The organism is Phenylobacterium sp. SCN 70-31, from assembly GCF_001724605.1.
Lineage (GTDB): Bacteria > Pseudomonadota > Alphaproteobacteria > Caulobacterales > Caulobacteraceae > Phenylobacterium.
Map to the genome: position 1 here is coordinate 1 of NZ_MEEX01000007.1, position 15039 is coordinate 15039.

The 15039-nt window shown below is 66.8% G+C and carries 14 protein-coding genes; 5 read left to right on the plus strand and 9 right to left on the minus strand.

All coding sequences use genetic code 11. The features are described from left to right. Positions 1–389: TetR family transcriptional regulator C-terminal domain-containing protein (locus tag ABS78_RS06730; protein WP_293376347.1), on the plus strand; the 389-nt coding region annotated here is incomplete at its 5' end. Here ABS78_RS06730 and ABS78_RS06735 read toward each other — a convergent pair. The 5 genes from ABS78_RS06735 to cofE are packed head-to-tail and all read right to left on the minus strand — an operon-like array spanning position 386 to position 6168. Beyond that, a complete protein-coding gene (locus ABS78_RS06735; RefSeq protein ID WP_293376348.1) occupies positions 386–799 on the minus strand; it encodes a MerR family transcriptional regulator in 414 nt (137 codons plus the stop codon). The genes ABS78_RS06730 and ABS78_RS06735 overlap by 4 nt on opposite strands. 27 nt (positions 800–826) lie before the next feature. After that, on the minus strand, positions 827–3151 hold the full coding sequence (gene cofH, locus ABS78_RS06740) for a 5-amino-6-(D-ribitylamino)uracil--L-tyrosine 4-hydroxyphenyl transferase CofH (RefSeq protein WP_293376349.1): 2325 nt from the start codon (positions 3149–3151) through the stop codon (positions 827–829). Next, positions 3144–3806, minus strand: coding sequence for a 2-phospho-L-lactate guanylyltransferase (cofC, locus tag ABS78_RS06745; RefSeq protein ID WP_293376350.1), 663 nt, complete (start codon positions 3804–3806; stop codon positions 3144–3146). The genes cofH and cofC overlap by 8 nt, the downstream gene beginning before the upstream one ends. After that, complete coding sequence (gene cofD / locus ABS78_RS06750; RefSeq protein WP_293376351.1) at positions 3803–4762, minus strand: 2-phospho-L-lactate transferase; 960 nt, start codon at positions 4760–4762, stop codon at positions 3803–3805. Before cofD ends, cofC begins: the two co-directional genes overlap by 4 nt. Continuing rightward, positions 4759–6168 carry a coenzyme F420-0:L-glutamate ligase gene (gene cofE / locus ABS78_RS06755; protein ID WP_293376352.1) on the minus strand — a complete coding sequence of 470 codons (1410 nt, stop codon included), beginning with the start codon at positions 6166–6168 and terminating at the stop codon, positions 4759–4761. Before cofE ends, cofD begins: the two co-directional genes overlap by 4 nt. A 199-nt stretch (positions 6169–6367) precedes the next feature. Between cofE and ABS78_RS06760 the strand changes: the two genes are divergently transcribed. Together ABS78_RS06760 and ABS78_RS06765 are read left to right on the plus strand one after the other, a co-directional pair. Continuing rightward, complete coding sequence (locus ABS78_RS06760; protein WP_293376353.1) at positions 6368–8050, plus strand: class I adenylate-forming enzyme family protein; 1683 nt, start codon at positions 6368–6370, stop codon at positions 8048–8050. Further along, positions 8047–8895 (plus strand): TIGR03619 family F420-dependent LLM class oxidoreductase, encoded by an 849-nt coding sequence (locus tag ABS78_RS06765; protein WP_293376354.1) that lies wholly within the window; start codon positions 8047–8049, stop codon positions 8893–8895. The genes ABS78_RS06760 and ABS78_RS06765 overlap by 4 nt, the downstream gene beginning before the upstream one ends. A gap of 3 nt (positions 8896–8898) precedes the next feature. On the opposite strand, the gene ABS78_RS06770 is transcribed toward ABS78_RS06765, so the two are convergent. From ABS78_RS06770 to ABS78_RS06785, 4 genes are read right to left on the minus strand one after another with little or no spacing between them, the layout of a single operon-like run. Then, entirely contained in the window at positions 8899–10122 is a 1224-nt protein-coding gene (locus tag ABS78_RS06770) for a CaiB/BaiF CoA-transferase family protein (RefSeq protein ID WP_293376355.1), read from the minus strand. 43 nt (positions 10123–10165) lie between these two features. Continuing rightward, the gene (locus tag ABS78_RS06775) at positions 10166–11002 is read right to left on the minus strand and encodes a glucose 1-dehydrogenase (RefSeq protein ID WP_293376356.1); all 837 of its coding nucleotides are present in this window, start codon (positions 11000–11002) and stop codon (positions 10166–10168) included. 19 nt (positions 11003–11021) lie between these two features. Then, a complete protein-coding gene (locus ABS78_RS06780; RefSeq protein WP_293376357.1) occupies positions 11022–11474 on the minus strand; it encodes a nuclear transport factor 2 family protein in 453 nt (150 codons plus the stop codon). A 31-nt stretch (positions 11475–11505) separates the two neighbouring features. Then, on the minus strand, positions 11506–12831 hold the full coding sequence (locus ABS78_RS06785) for an MFS transporter (RefSeq protein ID WP_293376358.1): 1326 nt from the start codon (positions 12829–12831) through the stop codon (positions 11506–11508). Positions 12832–12941: 110 nt separating this feature from the next. Between ABS78_RS06785 and ABS78_RS06790 the strand changes: the two genes are divergently transcribed. Further along, the gene (locus tag ABS78_RS06790; RefSeq protein WP_293376359.1) at positions 12942–13721 is read left to right on the plus strand and encodes an enoyl-CoA hydratase-related protein; all 780 of its coding nucleotides are present in this window, start codon (positions 12942–12944) and stop codon (positions 13719–13721) included. A 93-nt stretch (positions 13722–13814) separates the two neighbouring features. Then, positions 13815–15002 carry an acyl-CoA dehydrogenase family protein gene (locus ABS78_RS06795; protein WP_293376360.1) on the plus strand — a complete coding sequence of 396 codons (1188 nt, stop codon included), beginning with the start codon at positions 13815–13817 and terminating at the stop codon, positions 15000–15002. Positions 15003–15039: the final 37 nt, after the last annotated feature.

The window sequence follows — 15039 nt, forward strand, 5'->3', positions numbered from 1 at the left end:
TGATCTGCTCTTCCGTGAACCTTGATCGCTTCATTCGTCCGTCCTTTGGTCGGGCGGACTCTAGCTATTCCTGGCTGAGTTTCAGGGGGTCACGTCAGTCGATGCGCGCCCTCTATGTCATCATGGGCGAGGCGCTTGGTGCGGTGCCCGAGATCCAGAAGGACATCGCGCAGCTCAACGCAAGTATCCGGGGAACCGTCGAAGGCATGATCGAGCGCGGCGTGCGGTCTGGTGCGTTCCGCAAGGACGTTGACCCGAAGGCAGCGTCGGTGCTGATCGTGGCCTCGCTGCGGGGAGTGGCGATGCAAGTGCTCACCGACAGCAAGGCTGTCGACCTAAATCAGATCGTACCTCTCCTTAAGAGGCAGGTGCTGCTCAGCTTGCGCTAGAACAGGGCGCCCGGCGATCGAGCTTGCGACGTCCATTGCTCCGTCGCGATTTCGCCGGCGGTTCCACTCAGGTCCGCGAGTAGACGATCCAGGTGCGCCAGCTGCTCCGCAAGCTCGGCCCTGCGCGGGATCAGCTTGTCTACTGCGTGGGCTGCCAACTGGTTGTCGCCTTCGACCGCGAGCGCTTCGCGGATGGCGCAGAGCGGTAGACCAGCGCCGCGAAGTCTCACGATCCAGAAGATCCGGCGCCGGGTCGCCGCATCGTAGTACCTGACATTGAATCGATCACGGCACGCCACGATCAGGCCCTCAGCCTCGTATTGGCGCAGAGCTCGCGCGGTTACGCCGAAGAGGCGCATTGCGTCACCGATCTTCAGTCGCGGGAAGTGCTGCACGTTGGGTGATATCATTGCTGTCAATCCCTGGGCCCTGGTCCGTCAGTGCGCCGCCATCGCAGGCGCCTCGCGGGGTAACGGCTCGCCGTAGGTGGTGGTGCGCTGCCGAAGGATCCGCCCGGCGGAGACCGCGGCACGTTCCAGATTCCCTTGACTAGTCTCCTGGCCATGCGCCGCGCCGGCCGCCCTGCTGATGGACTCGTTCATGAGCACCCCGCCCAGGTCGTTCACGCCGGCGGCCAGGCACGCGGCCGCGCCGTCCACCCCCAGCTTGACCCAGGAAGCCTGGATCGAGCCGATAGCTCCGTGCAGCACGATGCGTGAGACCGCGTGCATGAGCACCGTCTCGCGCCAGGTCGGTCCCCGGCGGGCTTGGCCGCGAACGTAGACCGGCGACTGCATGTGTACGAAGGGCAGGGGGACGAACTCTGTGAATCCGCCGGTGCGCAGCTGCAGTGACCGTATCGCCAGCAGGTGCCGGGCCCAGTGCTTGGGCTGTTCGAGATGGCCGAACATGATGGTCGAGGTGGTAGGCAGGCCAACTTCGTGAGCCGCGGCCACCACCGAAAGCCATTCGTCGGTAGTCACCTTGTCGGGGCAAATCTGCGCCCGCACCTCGTCGTCGAGGATCTCCGCAGCGGTGCCGGGGAGTGAGCCCAGGCCGTCGTCCCGGAGTCGGCGGAGGAAGTCGGATACGGAGACCCCGAGCGTCGCCGCGCCCTGGCTCACCTCCAGCGGAGAGAAGGCGTGCACGTGCATGTCCGGCTGCGCCCGCTTCACGGCCCGGAGGATGTCGACGTAGGTTTGTCCGGTGTAGCGCGGGTGGATGCCGCCCTGCAGGCAGACCTCCGTCGCGCCCTTGGCCCAAGCCTCGCTCGTTCGGGATGCGATCTCCTCTAGGTCGAGATCGTAGGGACGGTCCCGGGCGCCAGACTTCGAGGACGTCTTGGAGAAGGCGCAGAAGCTGCAGCTGTAGCTGCAGATGTTGGTGTAGTTGATGTTGCGGTTGATGACGTAGGTGACGACGTCACCCCGGACGCTGCGGCGCAGCTCGTCGGCAGCCGCGACGACCGCGTTGGCCGCGGCCCCGCGGGCGGCGAACAACCGGACAATCGCTTCGCTGCTCAGGGTCTTGCCCGCGGCGGCGCTCCCAAGATCCCTGTCGAGCTCCAGGTGCGCGACAACTGCCGGCGCCTGGCCAAGCGGCCGGCCCGGCGTTCCGGGCGCGGGCCCGGCTACGCCCGGGCTCCAGGCGCAGTCGCGCGCCAGGCCTTCGCTGTCGGCGACGCGCACTATGGCTCGCGCCAACGTCGGATGCAGCCACCGCCTGGGGTCCTGGACGAACCGCGGGTAGACCGTCAGGCGCTCGACCAGGGCGCGGCCGGCCGCGGTGCAGGCCGTAGCCAGCGCCTCGATCTCGGGCCACGGCGCTTCCGGGTTCACGTGGTCGATGGTGACGGGCGAGATTCCCCCCCAGTCGTCCAGACCGGCGGCGATCAGCTCAGCCGCATGGCCTGGCGAGAGGTTCGGCGGCGCCTGCACGCTGACATCCGCGGGGAGAATTTGACGCGCGACGGCGATGGTCCAGAGTAGTTCCTCCAGGTCCGGCTCCGGATGCGCCGCCATGCGGGTGCCCGGCTTGGCGCGGAAATTCTGCACGATCACCTCCTGCAGGTGCCCGTGACGGGCGTGCAGCTCGCGCAGGGCGACGAGGGACTCGATGCGTTCGTCGCGGTTCTCGCCGATGCCGATCAGGAGGCCGCTCGTGAACGGTATCGCGGCTCGGCCGGCTGCGTCGATCGACGCGAGCCGGACGGCCGGATGCTTGTCGGGAGAGCCGAAGTGTGGACCGCCCCGCGCGGACAGTCGCTCCGACACACTCTCCAGCATCAGACCCATGGAGCCGGAGACTGCGCGCAGGCGCTTGTAGTCATCCTGCGTAAGCACGCCGGCGTTGATGTGCGGGATGAGCCCGGTCTCCACCAGCACGCGGCCGGCGACGTGCTCGAGATAGTCGACAGTCGTCGCGAACCCCAGCCTGTCCAAGGCCCGCCGCGCGGCGGCATAGCGCAGCTCGGGCTTGTCCCCGAGAGTGAACAGGGCCTCCTTGCAGCCGGCTGCAGAGCCTTGCCGTGCTATCTCGATAATCTCGTCGGGAGCAAGGAACGCGGCGCCGACGCCCCGGGGCGCCTTGGCGAAGGTGCAGTAGCCACAGACGTCACGGCAGAGCTGGGTAAGCGGAATGAAGACTTTGCGCGAGTAGGTCATGCGCTCAGGACCGCGCGCATCGCGGATCCTGCGGCCCTCCGCCAGCAGTTCGGACAGGGGCGCGGACAATAGCCGGTCGCGCAGGGCAGGGTCAGTCATGGGAAGGCTTTCGTGGAGCAAGGAGAGACCGTGCGACCGTTGCAGTACACCCGTGCGGGGCCGAGGCAACGACGAGGTCGAGATCCCCAGGGTGGTCGACATCGAAGCCCAGGCTGCCCGCGTGGGTGACGTGCAGATTGAAGCCGCCGGCATGGGCGGCAGCCTGGTGCCGCTGGAAGCTGTTCGGCCCGAACGCCAAGGGGAAGGGCAGATCGGCGGGGTGCACGACCGCTGCGGTCCCGCCGTCGAGGTCGGCGGGGGCTAGAACGATCTTGGGCTCGCCCGAGGCGAGCGCCAGCAATCGTTCGACGTCGTGCGCTGCGGCCAGCGGTAGGTCTCCGGGAAGGAATGCGATCAGCTCGTTTCCATGTCGCGCCGTCAGTCGAGCGCGAGCCATCTCGAAGGCGCCGTTGAGATCGGAGGGAGCCGGTTCGAGGATGGCGGACGCGCCGGCGCGTTCCGCGGTACACGCGATGTCAGGGCTCTGCGTGACCACATGGAGGGTCCGCACCGAGCTGCAGCGGGAAAGGGCTTGCAGCATGTCGACGAGCATTGCCTGGACGAGGCCCTCGCGATCGCGCCCGTTGAGTCTGTCGGCGCACCGCGACTTGGCTGCGGTGCCGCCCCGCACGGCGATGACCACGTGAGCGTTCATCGTTCCGCTCTGCGCTTCTGCGCCAACGCCTCGGCGAACGCCAAGCTCGCCTGGGCGACCCGGAGCCGGTCCTCGTCTGAGTTGAGCAAGTTCGGGATAGCGAGGGTCGCGACGTGGAGGGCCTCCGCAGCCTCAGAGTCTTCGGGGTCGACGACGAGACCGTCGAGCAGGCCGCGATAGTGTTCGGCTATCGCCGTGACGCCCGGTTCGAGGCCCATCTCGACCATGAGCTTCGCTGTCGGGCCCTTCACGGCGCGGCCGCCGATGATGGGCGAGATCGCGACGATCGGCGCGTCCAGGTCCTCCAATGCGCCTCGCACCCCTGGGATGGCCAAGATGGGATCGATGCTCAGGTAGGGGTTCGATGGGCAGAGGATCACCGTCGCAAGGTCGTCGCGGGCCAGGGCGGCCTCGAAGCCGGGCGAGGGCTTGGCCGCCGCGGCGCCTTCGAACCGAATTCCGTTCGCCACGGGGCGGCACTGGTCTCGAACGAAATAGTGCTGGAAGGAAAGTTCGCCGTCGTCGGTCTGCACGATCGTCGCCACTGGGTCGTCAGACATCGGGATGATCGCGTGATCAATTCCAAGCGCCCGTGTCAGGGCGGCGGTGACTGTCGACAGGGCCTGGCCTTCCGAGAGGCGTCGGGTGCGCTCGACGTGCATCGCGAGGTCCTGATCACCGAGCTGGAACCAGTCCTCACCTCCCAGCCGCCGCAAGGAGGCCATGAACGCCCAGGTCTCGCCAGCGATTCCCCAGCCACGCTCCCGGTCCGAAAGCCCAGCGAGCGTATAGGCGACCGTGTCTATGTCGGGCGAGACGTGCAGCCCGAGGTGGACGAAGTCGTCCCCGGTGTTGACGACGATCGAAAGGTCGCCCGGAGCGATCGCCCGCGCGAGGCCGGCGGCGAGCTTGGCGCCGCCGACTCCGCCACAGAGGGCGAGCACATGGCGGCTCATCGGAACAGATCCTGTTCCAGGGGCCTCAGCAGTTCGGAAACGCCCGTCTCGTCATCCGCCTCATAGGTGGCCCCGCGAACAATCGAAACCGGCGTCCCCTCCGCCGCCTCTCCAATGACAAGGGACGCCGCCGCTGCGATCTCGTCGGCCACGGCCACCACGGTGGCCTTCAGTTCGCGACCGAAGAGGTCGACCTCGCCGCGGCGATCCCGAAGGGGCTTCATCCCCGCAACGCCGATGGCGGTTCCCGTGGTGCCCATGCGCCAGGCGCGGCCAACGCTGTCGCTGACGATCACCGCGATCCGCGCCCCGGAAGACCTTTGCAGCGCTTCCCGGAGCCGGCGCGCGCTGGCGTCGGGGTCCTCGGGCCACAGCAACACCGAGCCCTCGCCGACATTCGAGGCGTCTATCCCGGCATTCGCCAGCACGTGACCCGTGCGATGCCGGGAAATCACCAGCCCAGGCGCGATCCTCATGATCTCCTGCGACTCGGAGACGATCAGCTCGACAAGGGGAGGCTCCTTGAGCGATCTGGCGGCAATGTCGTTCGCCTCGGCCCCGGGAGAGACGTCGATCAGCCTGACAGCGCGGCCTTCCACCTTTGAGACCACCTTCTGCGCAACGACGACGACGTCGCCATCCTGCAGCCGCTCCCCCGCCGCTCCCAGGGCAATTTCGATAGCGCTCGCCAGATCATCGTCCTTGGCAAACAGGGGCAGCCCGGCCAGCGCCGTCACCTGTAGGCTTGCGGCCGACCGCGACTTGCCGGTGATGCGAACGCCGGCTTGGCCCAGCTTGTAGCGGCGGTTCAGCTGGATCAGGACGGACGTCAGCGCTTCTGTCGCCGCGGAATTCGCCAGCGGCCCGATGTGCCAACTGGTCAGGCCCAGGTCGCTGAGGATCGTGCGGACCGTCTCGACCGCTTCGCTCTCGTCGCCGGCCACCAGGACGTCGCCGTCCACGGCTCCTCCCGAGCCGAGCTTCTCCGCCCCGATATTCTGGAGCGCCGAAACCACCTTCACGCCAGGTCCGAGCAACTGGGCCGCTTCGACAGCCGCGCAGCCGGCCGGGGGCAACTGGACCAGACCGACCTTGGGCGGGCGCAGGGGCACGGTGGCGTCGACCACCACCTTACCCTGAACCTCTTCGAGGACTTGCTTCAGTGTGTCGGCATGAGCTGCATAAGGCACGGTGAGGAAGACAATATCGGCGCGTGCTGCGGCCTCCCGCAGTCCGCTACCGGTGACTTGGGCGTCCGGATGGTCACGCCGCAGTTCGGCCGCAAAGGCTTGGGCCTTGGCAGGATCGCGCGAGCCGATGTGGACTTCACGCCCGATCGCGGTGAGTCGCTTCGCCAGCGCTCCCCCCAGTGCGCCGGTGCCGCCCAGAATGGCCAGACTTTGCAAGGCGCGGGAACTCCTGGATACCGATGCGGCGCGTCGAACAGCAGCCTTATCATCGCGCCAACATAATAACTAATCAACCAATATGTTGTCGCGGCCGCTAGGCGCGGGCCATATCCTCGCGACCCCACTGTTCCGGCAACATATTGTCTTTTCCACCAACAAATGGTCATGTCGCACGGCGTCATCTGCAGGAGGCGGAGTGGACGGTCAGGCAACGATCGAGAACGCACCACAGCTGTTGCGCCACCTGTGCGCCCGCTTTGGCGATCGAGCCGTGGCGATCGGCGGCGGCCGAGAGCTGACCTACCAGCAGGTGGAGGCCGAGTCCGGCAGGCTGGCCCGGGGCCTTTTGCTGGCGGGCGTGGGCAAGGGAACACGCATCGGGCTGCTGATGCCCAACTCGCCGGATTGGCTTGTCTGCTGGATGGCGGCGCTCCGCATCGGGGCGGTGCTGATCGGCGTGAGCACCTTCCTCCGCCCGAGGGAACTGGCCTGGCTTCTCAAGTTCGCCGACATCGACACGCTGCTGATGAAGGACGCCTACCTGCGGCACAACTACGTGGAGGAACTGGAACTGGCCTTACCCTCTCTCGCGACCGGTGAGGCGTCGCGGCCGCTCACCGTGCCGGAAGCGCCCTTCCTGCGCTCGGTATGGATCTGGGGCGGGGGACGCCCCGCATGGGCGCGGGGGACCGGGCCGGAGCTTCTGGCGCGGGGCGACGAGCTCGACCGCGAGTTCCTGGCCGAAGCGGAGTCGCAGGTGGCGCCGGCAGACCTTGGCGTCCTGATTTTCACCTCTGGAACCACCGCACATCCCAAGGGCGTGGCCCACACCCAGGGCGCGATCGTACGACGGCTGTTTGAGCTTGAACCCTTCAGCAGCCGGGCTGACGGGGAGCGGGTCGGCATTCTGACGCCCCTGTTCTGGATTGGGGGGCTCTACAGCGCCCTGAGCACCATGCTTGCGGGCGGCACGCTGGTGTTTCCCGATCGGCCAGATCCGGCCTACATGATCGACTTCATAACCCGCCAGAAACTGGACTACCTGACCGGCTGGGCGGGGCAGCTGAATGCCATCCGGCAACATCAGGACTTCACGCCCGCGGTCTTCGCAGGCTTGAAGTCGAGCGGCGTTCAGGCACGCTCCGGCCTGCTTCCGTCTGGGTCCGCCGCACCTCCGGAACGAACCCCCAGCATGCTCGGCATGACCGAGACCTTTGGCCCGCACAGCGGTGAGCACAGGGGGACCTTGTTGTCCGAAGATCGGCAGGGCTCCTTCGGACGCGGCATAGGCGCGTTCGAGCGCAAGGTCGTCGATCCGCAGACGGGCATCGCCCTGGCTCCGGGCACGTCCGGCGAGCTGCTGATCCGCGGTCCCCTGATGATGGAGGGCTACTACAAGCGCGAGCGTCACGAGGTGTTCGAGCCGGACGGATTCTTCCGCACCGGGGACCGCTGCCGCATCCTCCAGGATGGTCACCTCTTCTTCGAGGGCCGGCTCGGCGAAATGATCAAGACCAGCGGGGCAAACGTGGCGCCCGAAGAGGTGGAGCAAGTGCTCCTCGCCCAGCCGGAGGTGCGGGAGGCCTATGTCATTGGCAGGCCAGACCCCGCCATGGGCCAGGTGGTGGTCGCCCTTGTGGTTCCCGAAGGGGAGGTTGCGCCCGACGAGGCCGTGCTGCGCGCGCGGCTTGGTCGGGAGCTGTCCGCCTACAAGGTGCCCAAGCAGATCACCTTCATCCGAGCCGAGGATGTGCCGCGCAGCACCGCCAGCGGCAAGGTCCAGAAAGTCAGGCTGTTGGAGCGGTTCGATCTTTCGGGGCGCACGCCAGCAGGCGCCCCCGTGGCGTCAACCTCAGAAATGGAAGCGGACGCACAATGAAGATCGGCATGCAGCTTCGGGTCGGACCTCGCAACTGGGTTTCCTACGCCCAGGCCGCTGAACAGGCCGGCTTCGAGTCGATCTGGATGCCTGAGCACCTGATCATGCCCGTCAAAATGTCGGGCAAGCCCGGTTCGGCGCACGAAGGCGAGCCCCCCATCTCTGGCGAAACACCCGCCTGGGACCCCTGGCTGCAAATCGCCTACCTAGCCGGTCAGACAAGCACCATCCGGTTCGGCACCAACGTGTTCAACATCGGACTGCGACACCCGTTCATAACGGCCCGCGCCCTGATGACGGCGGATCTGATCTCGAATGGTCGGGTCGAATTCGGGATCGGCGCGAGCTGGCTCGCGGAGGAGTGGCAGGCCATGGAGCTCCCGTTCGAGACCCGCGGGCGGCGCGTGAACGAGTCGATCCGCATTATCCAGCAGCTCTTTACGCAGGATGTCGTCGAGCATCAGGGCGAGTTCTTCAATTTCCAACCGGTCAGCTTCATGCCCAAGCCGGTGCAGGCGCCTTGGCCACCGTTCCACATCGGAGGGGATTCCATTCCGGCCATGCGCCGGGCGGTTCAGCTGGGCGATGGCTGGATGCCCATGGCGCAGACGCCGGACACCCTCGCCGGCAGCCTCGCCAAGCTCGCGCAGCTGCGAGAGGAGGCCGGTCGCGAGCGGCCCCTGCAGGTGACGATCTACAACATCGAGCCTGTGAGCGCTGAAGACCTCCAGCGGTATCGCGACATGGGCGTTGACCGGGTGCTCGTCGTGCCGCAGGGCCACCCCCGCGACGGAGTCGACTGGATCCGCCGGTTCGGGGACCAGGTACTCCCGGCCTTCGCCTAGCGGCTAAATCGCGCCTTCGCTCCGCAGCCGCGCGATCTCCAGGGCCGAGCGTCCCAGGAGCGCGCTCAGCACCAGGTCAGTGTGCTGACCGAGGCGGGGCGGGGCGACGAGGGGAGGGTCCGGAGCGTTTGACATCCGGATGGGGTTGGCAATCAGTTTCACCTCTCCGGCGGTCAGGTGCGCGGTGGAGACAGCCACCTTCCGATGTCTTACCTGTTCGTCGGCGAACGCCTCACCGATTGAGTTGACGGGGGCGCACATGATTCCGTTGGCATGGAAGAGCTCCAGCCAGTAGCTCCGAGGGTGTTTCCCAAGGACCTGCTCCAAGACCCGCGTAAGTTCGTCGCGATGGTTGGAGCGGGCGGGGCGGGATCCGAAACGGGGGTCCTCGGCGAGTTCTGGCATCCCGAGAAGGCCGGCGAGGCTCGCGAACATCGCGTCTGCCCCCGCGGTCAGCAGGATCTGCCCGTCCCCGCAGTGATAGAGTCCCCCGGGTTGATAGTTGGGGGTGCTCGAGCCATGGCGTTGCGCCACCACGCCCGACACCAGATAGGTCTGAGCGGGGACCAGCAGCGCGGCGATCTGGGCGTCGAGCAGCGCCAGATCGATCTGCTGGCCCAGACCGCCGTTCAGGTCTCGGTGACGGAGCGCAGCAAGGATGCCCACGGCTGCGTACATTCCGCCGATGAAGTCGGACATCACCGTGCCCACCTTTTGGGGCGGGCCGTCGGGCTCCCCGGTGATGCTCATCAGACCGCTCATCGCCTGGAAGAGGCTGTCCAGACCTGGCCGCTGGGCGTAGGGCCCGGTCTGCCCGAACCCGGTAACCGAGCAATAGATCAGGCTCGGATTGACCTTACGGATGCTCGCATAGTCGAGGCCGTGTCGCGCGAGGTCCCCGGCCTTGAAGTTTTCCACGAGCACGTCCGAGACCGCGGCCAGCTCGCGCACGATCTGCTTGCCGGCGGTGGACGTGATGTCGACCGTCACCGACTGCTTGTTCCGGTTCACGGCGAGGAAGTAGGGGGAGTCGTCGTCAGCCCCGTCGCGGTCCTTCAGGAAGACCGGCCCGTTGGCGCGGATGTCGTCACCGGAGCCGGGCCGTTCCACCTTGATGACCTCGGCGCCCAGGTCGCCGAGCAGTTGTGTCGCCACTGGCGCGGCGACCATCCGGCCTAGGTCCAGCACCCTGACGCCGGTCAGAGGAAGAGGGCTCGCGCCAGCCATGGCAGCCTCCGTTGTTGCGTCCGCTGGCCTGGAGCCAGGCTCGCTATTCAGTCAGATAGAGGGTCCAGTCGTCACTGCTGTTACGCTTCCAGCCTCCGGCGGCGATGGTGCCGCCATCCACCGGCAGGGTGACGCCTGTAATGTAGGCGCCAAGATCCGAGGCGAGGAACACGGCCGCCCCCGCGCAATCGTCCACCGTGCCGCTACGACCCAGCGGCACATATCGCAGCCGCGCAGGATGGCCATGCGGCAGCCACCCCGGCAGCCTGCCGATCGGTGTGAGCGAGCCTGGCGTCGCGCACTGGTCCGGCGCGATGGCGTTGACCCGAATCCCGTCGGGTCCGAGCTCCAAGGCCATGCTCTGGGTGAAATTGATCATAGCCGCCTTGCAGGCCGAATAGACAGCGAGGTTGGGGCCCGCCCGAAGGCCCTCGGCGCTCGTAATGTTGATGATCGACCCCCCGCTCTTGCCCCTCCGCATCAACGGGATTGCCGCGGCGGTCGCGGTGAACATGCTGACCAGATTTAGATCTAGGTGACGCTGGAGGCTGCGGTCGTCCATCTCCTCAAATCGCATACGGCGCACGCCCCCGGCATTGTTGACGAGAACGTCGAGCCTGCCGAAACGCCGCTCGGCGTCGGCCACCGCGGCGCGAAGCCGCGCCTTGTCCATGACGTCAGTTTCTACGAACAGCGCCTGGCGACCTAGATCCTGGATCTCTTCGGCGGTCTCCCGCCCAGCCGTGGCGTCCTTGTCGACCAGCACGACATCGGCGCCGAATCGGGCGAAGCCGAGGGCAATACCCTTGCCGATGCCGCCGCCCCCGCCAGTGACGAAGGCGACCTTGTCGGTAAGCATCAGCTGGGAAGGATCGATCATCGACACGCGCCCAAGGGGTTCACGCGCGGCTCTGCGCTCTGGTGGCGAGGGTATGGCCTTGGTCAGAAACCCAGTCGATGCGGACCTCGCGCTCGGCGATCAGCCAGCGGCCGTCGCGCTTCTCGAAGCTATCCACATACACGCCCATGTGGTCGGGCCCGATGTTGGTGAAGACGATGAAGTAGGTGCGCCCCCTGGCGGCGGTCTCGTTCTCGAAGGTCACGAGCGAGGTGGTCAGGTTGTGGCGCACGAACTCCATCTGCCGGTCAGGGCCCTCCGCGGCCCCTGTGCGCCGCCGCCCCAACCCTTCCTCGATCGCTGCGCGGCCCAGGAGGCGTTCGCGCCCCATGAGGGCTCCGTCCGGCGCAAACGTCGCGGCGAGATCGGCGAGCCGCCCGCGATCTCCGGCCATGTTGTAGGAGGCCAGCAGCACGCGGATCTCCTCGCGGGCGAGCAGTTCGTCGACGCTCATAGGTCTTCTCCGCGAAAGCCGAAGCCGTGCCTCAGACGGGGGCGGCAGCCGCCCCACGCACCCGCCCGAGACTTCTGGCGGCGAGGTAATAGTGGAGCGAGGACCACAGCTTGGGCAGCACGACGATGAACAGGGCGATCCGCAAGGAGTTCTCCGACCCGCGGGCGATCAGCCAGTCGCTCATCATGCCGACGGCCAGTGGGCCCAGCGCCAGTCCCAGTCCGCTGTGCGCGAAAAGGTAGACGGCGGAGGCCACCGCATGCATGCGGGGCCCGACAAGCGACTGGATCGTCGCAAAGCTGGGCCCGGCATAGGTCATCACCCCGACCTGCGCGATGAACAGCATCGTCAGGAAGACCCAATAGGTCTGCGTCACGAAGGCGTAGGCGAGGCATGGCGCGCCGATGGCGGTCGCCAGGGCGACGAATTGCAAGGCCCGACGGGGGTGGGACTTCCGCAATCGATCCCCGAGAAAGCCGCCGAGCACGGCGCCCACGGCGCCCGCGCCGCCGGTCACGAAGCCATAGCTGAAACCCACTTCCGCTGACGTGAGGCCGAAGGTGCGGATGATGTACGAGGGCGTGAAGGCATTCACCGCGCCGGACGTGAAGGACGAGAGCAGGGCGGCGATCATGAGGTGGATGAACGTCGGGTGCTTGAAGAGCGCGCGCAGCGTCTCCATCAAGCGCGCCGGTCTGACGCCGTCGTCCCCTTCAACTGGAGCCGATCGAGTCCGCGCCGGCTCCCTGACAGTGAAGAAAATCAGCAGAGCCAGGATGACGCCGGGCACGCCGCACAGGAACATCGCCACGCGCCAGTTCGCAATCTCGTTGATCCATCCTCCCAGGGCCAGGCCGCCAACGATGCCGATCTGTGCGCCGACGAAGTAGAATCCTAGCGCGCGCGCCCTGAACCGCGGCTTGAAGTAGTCGGCCAGCATGGAGTGGGCCGCCGGGCTCAGCGCCGCCTCACCGGCCGCTACGCCCACGCGCGACGCCGCGAGGTGCCAGAAGTTCTGAGCGAACCCACCCAGCGCCGTCACGCTGCTCCAAATGAATACTGCGCCAGCGATGAGTTTCTTGCGGGAGCCGCGATCCGCCAGCGTGGCGATGGGGATCGCCACAGTGGAATAGACAAGGGCGAACATGACGCCCGTCAGGAGGCCGATCTGGGTATCGCTCAGCGACAGGTCATGCTTGATCGACTCGACGAGGATGAACGGCAGCTTCCGGTCCAGAAAGCTCAGCGCGTAGGCGAGCACGAGGACTACCGCCACGTACCAGGCGTAGACGCCGGGGGGCTTTTCGGCTGCCGCAGCGTCGGCCGCCGCCGTGTCGTCGGCGCTGATTGTTGTCACTTGGTGACCCTTTCTCCGGAGCTTGCCGATCTTTGCGCCAACATACCTATTGGCTTTATGACCAACAAGTTGTCTCTGGTCCAGAAGATCTGAGGGAGGGGGCCGACGCGATGTCTATCGACTTCGAAATCACAGCCGCGGGCCTGGCGGTCGTCACCATCAACCGTCCCGAGCAGCGGAACGCCCTTGACGGCGCCCATTACCAAGCGCTGGCCGCAGCCTGGGCGCGTGTGCGTGACGATCGGGACATCCGGGTGGCCATCGTCACCGGCGCCGGCGACAAAGCTTTCTGCGCCGGCGGTGACATCAAGACGCATGCCGGACGGGACGTGGACGGCTCTGCCGGCTGGGGGAGTTCGGCGCACCCCATGCTCAACAGGGGCATCGATCTGTGGAAGCCGGTGATCGCGGCGGTGAACGGCTATTGCCTAGGGGCGGGGCTGAACCTGATGCTGGCCACCGACATAAGGGTGGCTTGCGAGGCTGCCACCTTCGGCGCCTCTGAGGTGAAGCGTGGGCTGTTGCCGGGCGGCGGCGGCACCCAGCGGCTTGCGCAGCAACTGCCCCATGCGATCGCCATGGAGATACTGCTCACCGGCCAGCCCGTCACGGCGGCGCAGGCCCTCGCTTTCGGGTTGATCAATAGGCTCGTGCCCACGTGGTCGGACGTGCTTCCCGCGGCGATGCGCTACGCGGAGCTCATCGCGGCAAACGCCCCGTTGGCCGTTCAGGCCAGCAAGGAGTTGGCGCTGCGGAGCCGCGACCTTCCGCTTGAGGCGGGTCTGAGGCTCGAGCAACTGGCTCTCAGGGCCGTGGCGGCCACCCAGGACGCGGCGGAGGGCAGGTCTGCGTTCATGGAGAAGCGACCGCCAACCTTTACCGGCCGCTAGCTCAGCCGCCATGATATTAGATTGACAGCCAACAAATAATCTCAGACTTTCAGGCAGATTTGTTGCGCGCGGGCCGATTGGGCGGGTGGCTGAATGAACCTGGACTACAGCGCGGAGTACCTGTCCTTCCAGGAGGAGGTGCGTGGCTTCCTCGCGCGCGAGTGGCCGCTCAAGGCCGAAGAGGCCCAACTTCCTCGTGAGGACCAGGCAAGCCTGTTCCGACTTCGGGCCACGAAGCAGGGATACCTCTATCGCGGGATCCCGGTCCGCTACGGGGGCTCGGAACAAGCGGCCGACCCCCTCAAAGCGCGCATCATTTCCCAGGAGTTCAGCCGCGTCGGGGCTCCGCGCGAGCTCGAGCGCAATGGCGCCGGGCGCCTGGTGCCGACGCTGCTGCAATGGGGCAGCGACTGGCAGAAGGAGCACTTCGTTCCGCCGGCCATTCGTGGCGAGCATATTTGGTGCCAGGGGTATTCCGAGCCTGGCGCGGGATCCGACCTGGCCAGCCTGAGGACCCGGGCCGAGCTGGTGGGCGACCAGTGGGTGATCAACGGTCAGAAGATCTGGACCACCCGCGCGCATCTGGCCGACCACATGTTCATGCTGGTGCGGACGGAGCCAGACAAGCCCGGACGGGAGGGGCTCTCGTACCTGCTCGTGCCGATGAAGCAGCCCGGCATCGAGGTCCGCCGTCTGCGCCAGGTCACCGGCGACGCCTCCTTCAACGAGGTGTTCTTCACCGACGCGAAGGCGCCCGCGGACTGGATCGTCGGCGAGCGGGGGCAGGGGTGGGAGGTGTCACGCACCACGCTGAAGTTCGAGCGTGACCAGATGGGCGGCCCGGAACAGGGGCTGGACCTGTTCCGCAAGATCGTCGGCCTCGCCAAGCGGACGACGCGCAACGGCGTGCGCGCCATCGAGGATCCCGAGGTGCGGCAGTGGCTGGTGGCCCTCGAAGGCCACGTCATGTCCTCCTACTGGTCGGGTCAGTACCAGTTCTCCCTGGGCGCGAAGGGCGAGTCCGCCGGGGTGCTCGACTACACCGGCAAGTTCCTGACGATGCATGTGATTGGCCTGGAGGCCGCCCGCATCGCGCAGGAGCTGATCGGCGACGACGCGCTGCTGCTGGCGCAGGTCACGGGCGCCAAGGCCCCGCTCGGGAACGAACGGTGGGTGAACCACAACCTAGGGTCCCTGGCCGCAAACATGGGCGGCGGCACCTCGAACATCCAGCGCAACATAATCGCCGAGCGGGGCCTCGGTCTGCCGCGCGATGCGTGACCGTCAATCCATTGCAGATGTCACAGCAGGACTGAGA

What these genes read in the sequence shown, in the direction of transcription:
- ABS78_RS06735 (WP_293376348.1), bottom strand. Translation starts at nt 799, where the DNA reads ATGATATCACCCAACGTGCAGCACTTCCCGCGACTGAAGATCGGTGAC.
- cofH (WP_293376349.1), bottom strand. Translation starts at nt 3,151, where the DNA reads ATGACTGACCCTGCCCTGCGCGACCGGCTATTGTCCGCGCCCCTGTCC.
- cofC (WP_293376350.1), bottom strand. Translation starts at nt 3,806, where the DNA reads ATGAACGCTCACGTGGTCATCGCCGTGCGGGGCGGCACCGCAGCCAAG.
- cofD (WP_293376351.1), bottom strand. Translation starts at nt 4,762, where the DNA reads ATGAGCCGCCATGTGCTCGCCCTCTGTGGCGGAGTCGGCGGCGCCAAG.
- ABS78_RS06765 (WP_293376354.1), top strand. Translation starts at nt 8,047, where the DNA reads ATGAAGATCGGCATGCAGCTTCGGGTCGGACCTCGCAACTGGGTTTCC.
- ABS78_RS06770 (WP_293376355.1), bottom strand. Translation starts at nt 10,122, where the DNA reads ATGGCTGGCGCGAGCCCTCTTCCTCTGACCGGCGTCAGGGTGCTGGAC.
- ABS78_RS06775 (WP_293376356.1), bottom strand. Translation starts at nt 11,002, where the DNA reads ATGATCGATCCTTCCCAGCTGATGCTTACCGACAAGGTCGCCTTCGTC.
- ABS78_RS06780 (WP_293376357.1), bottom strand. Translation starts at nt 11,474, where the DNA reads ATGAGCGTCGACGAACTGCTCGCCCGCGAGGAGATCCGCGTGCTGCTG.
- ABS78_RS06790 (WP_293376359.1), top strand. Translation starts at nt 12,942, where the DNA reads ATGTCTATCGACTTCGAAATCACAGCCGCGGGCCTGGCGGTCGTCACC.
- ABS78_RS06795 (WP_293376360.1), top strand. Translation starts at nt 13,815, where the DNA reads ATGAACCTGGACTACAGCGCGGAGTACCTGTCCTTCCAGGAGGAGGTG.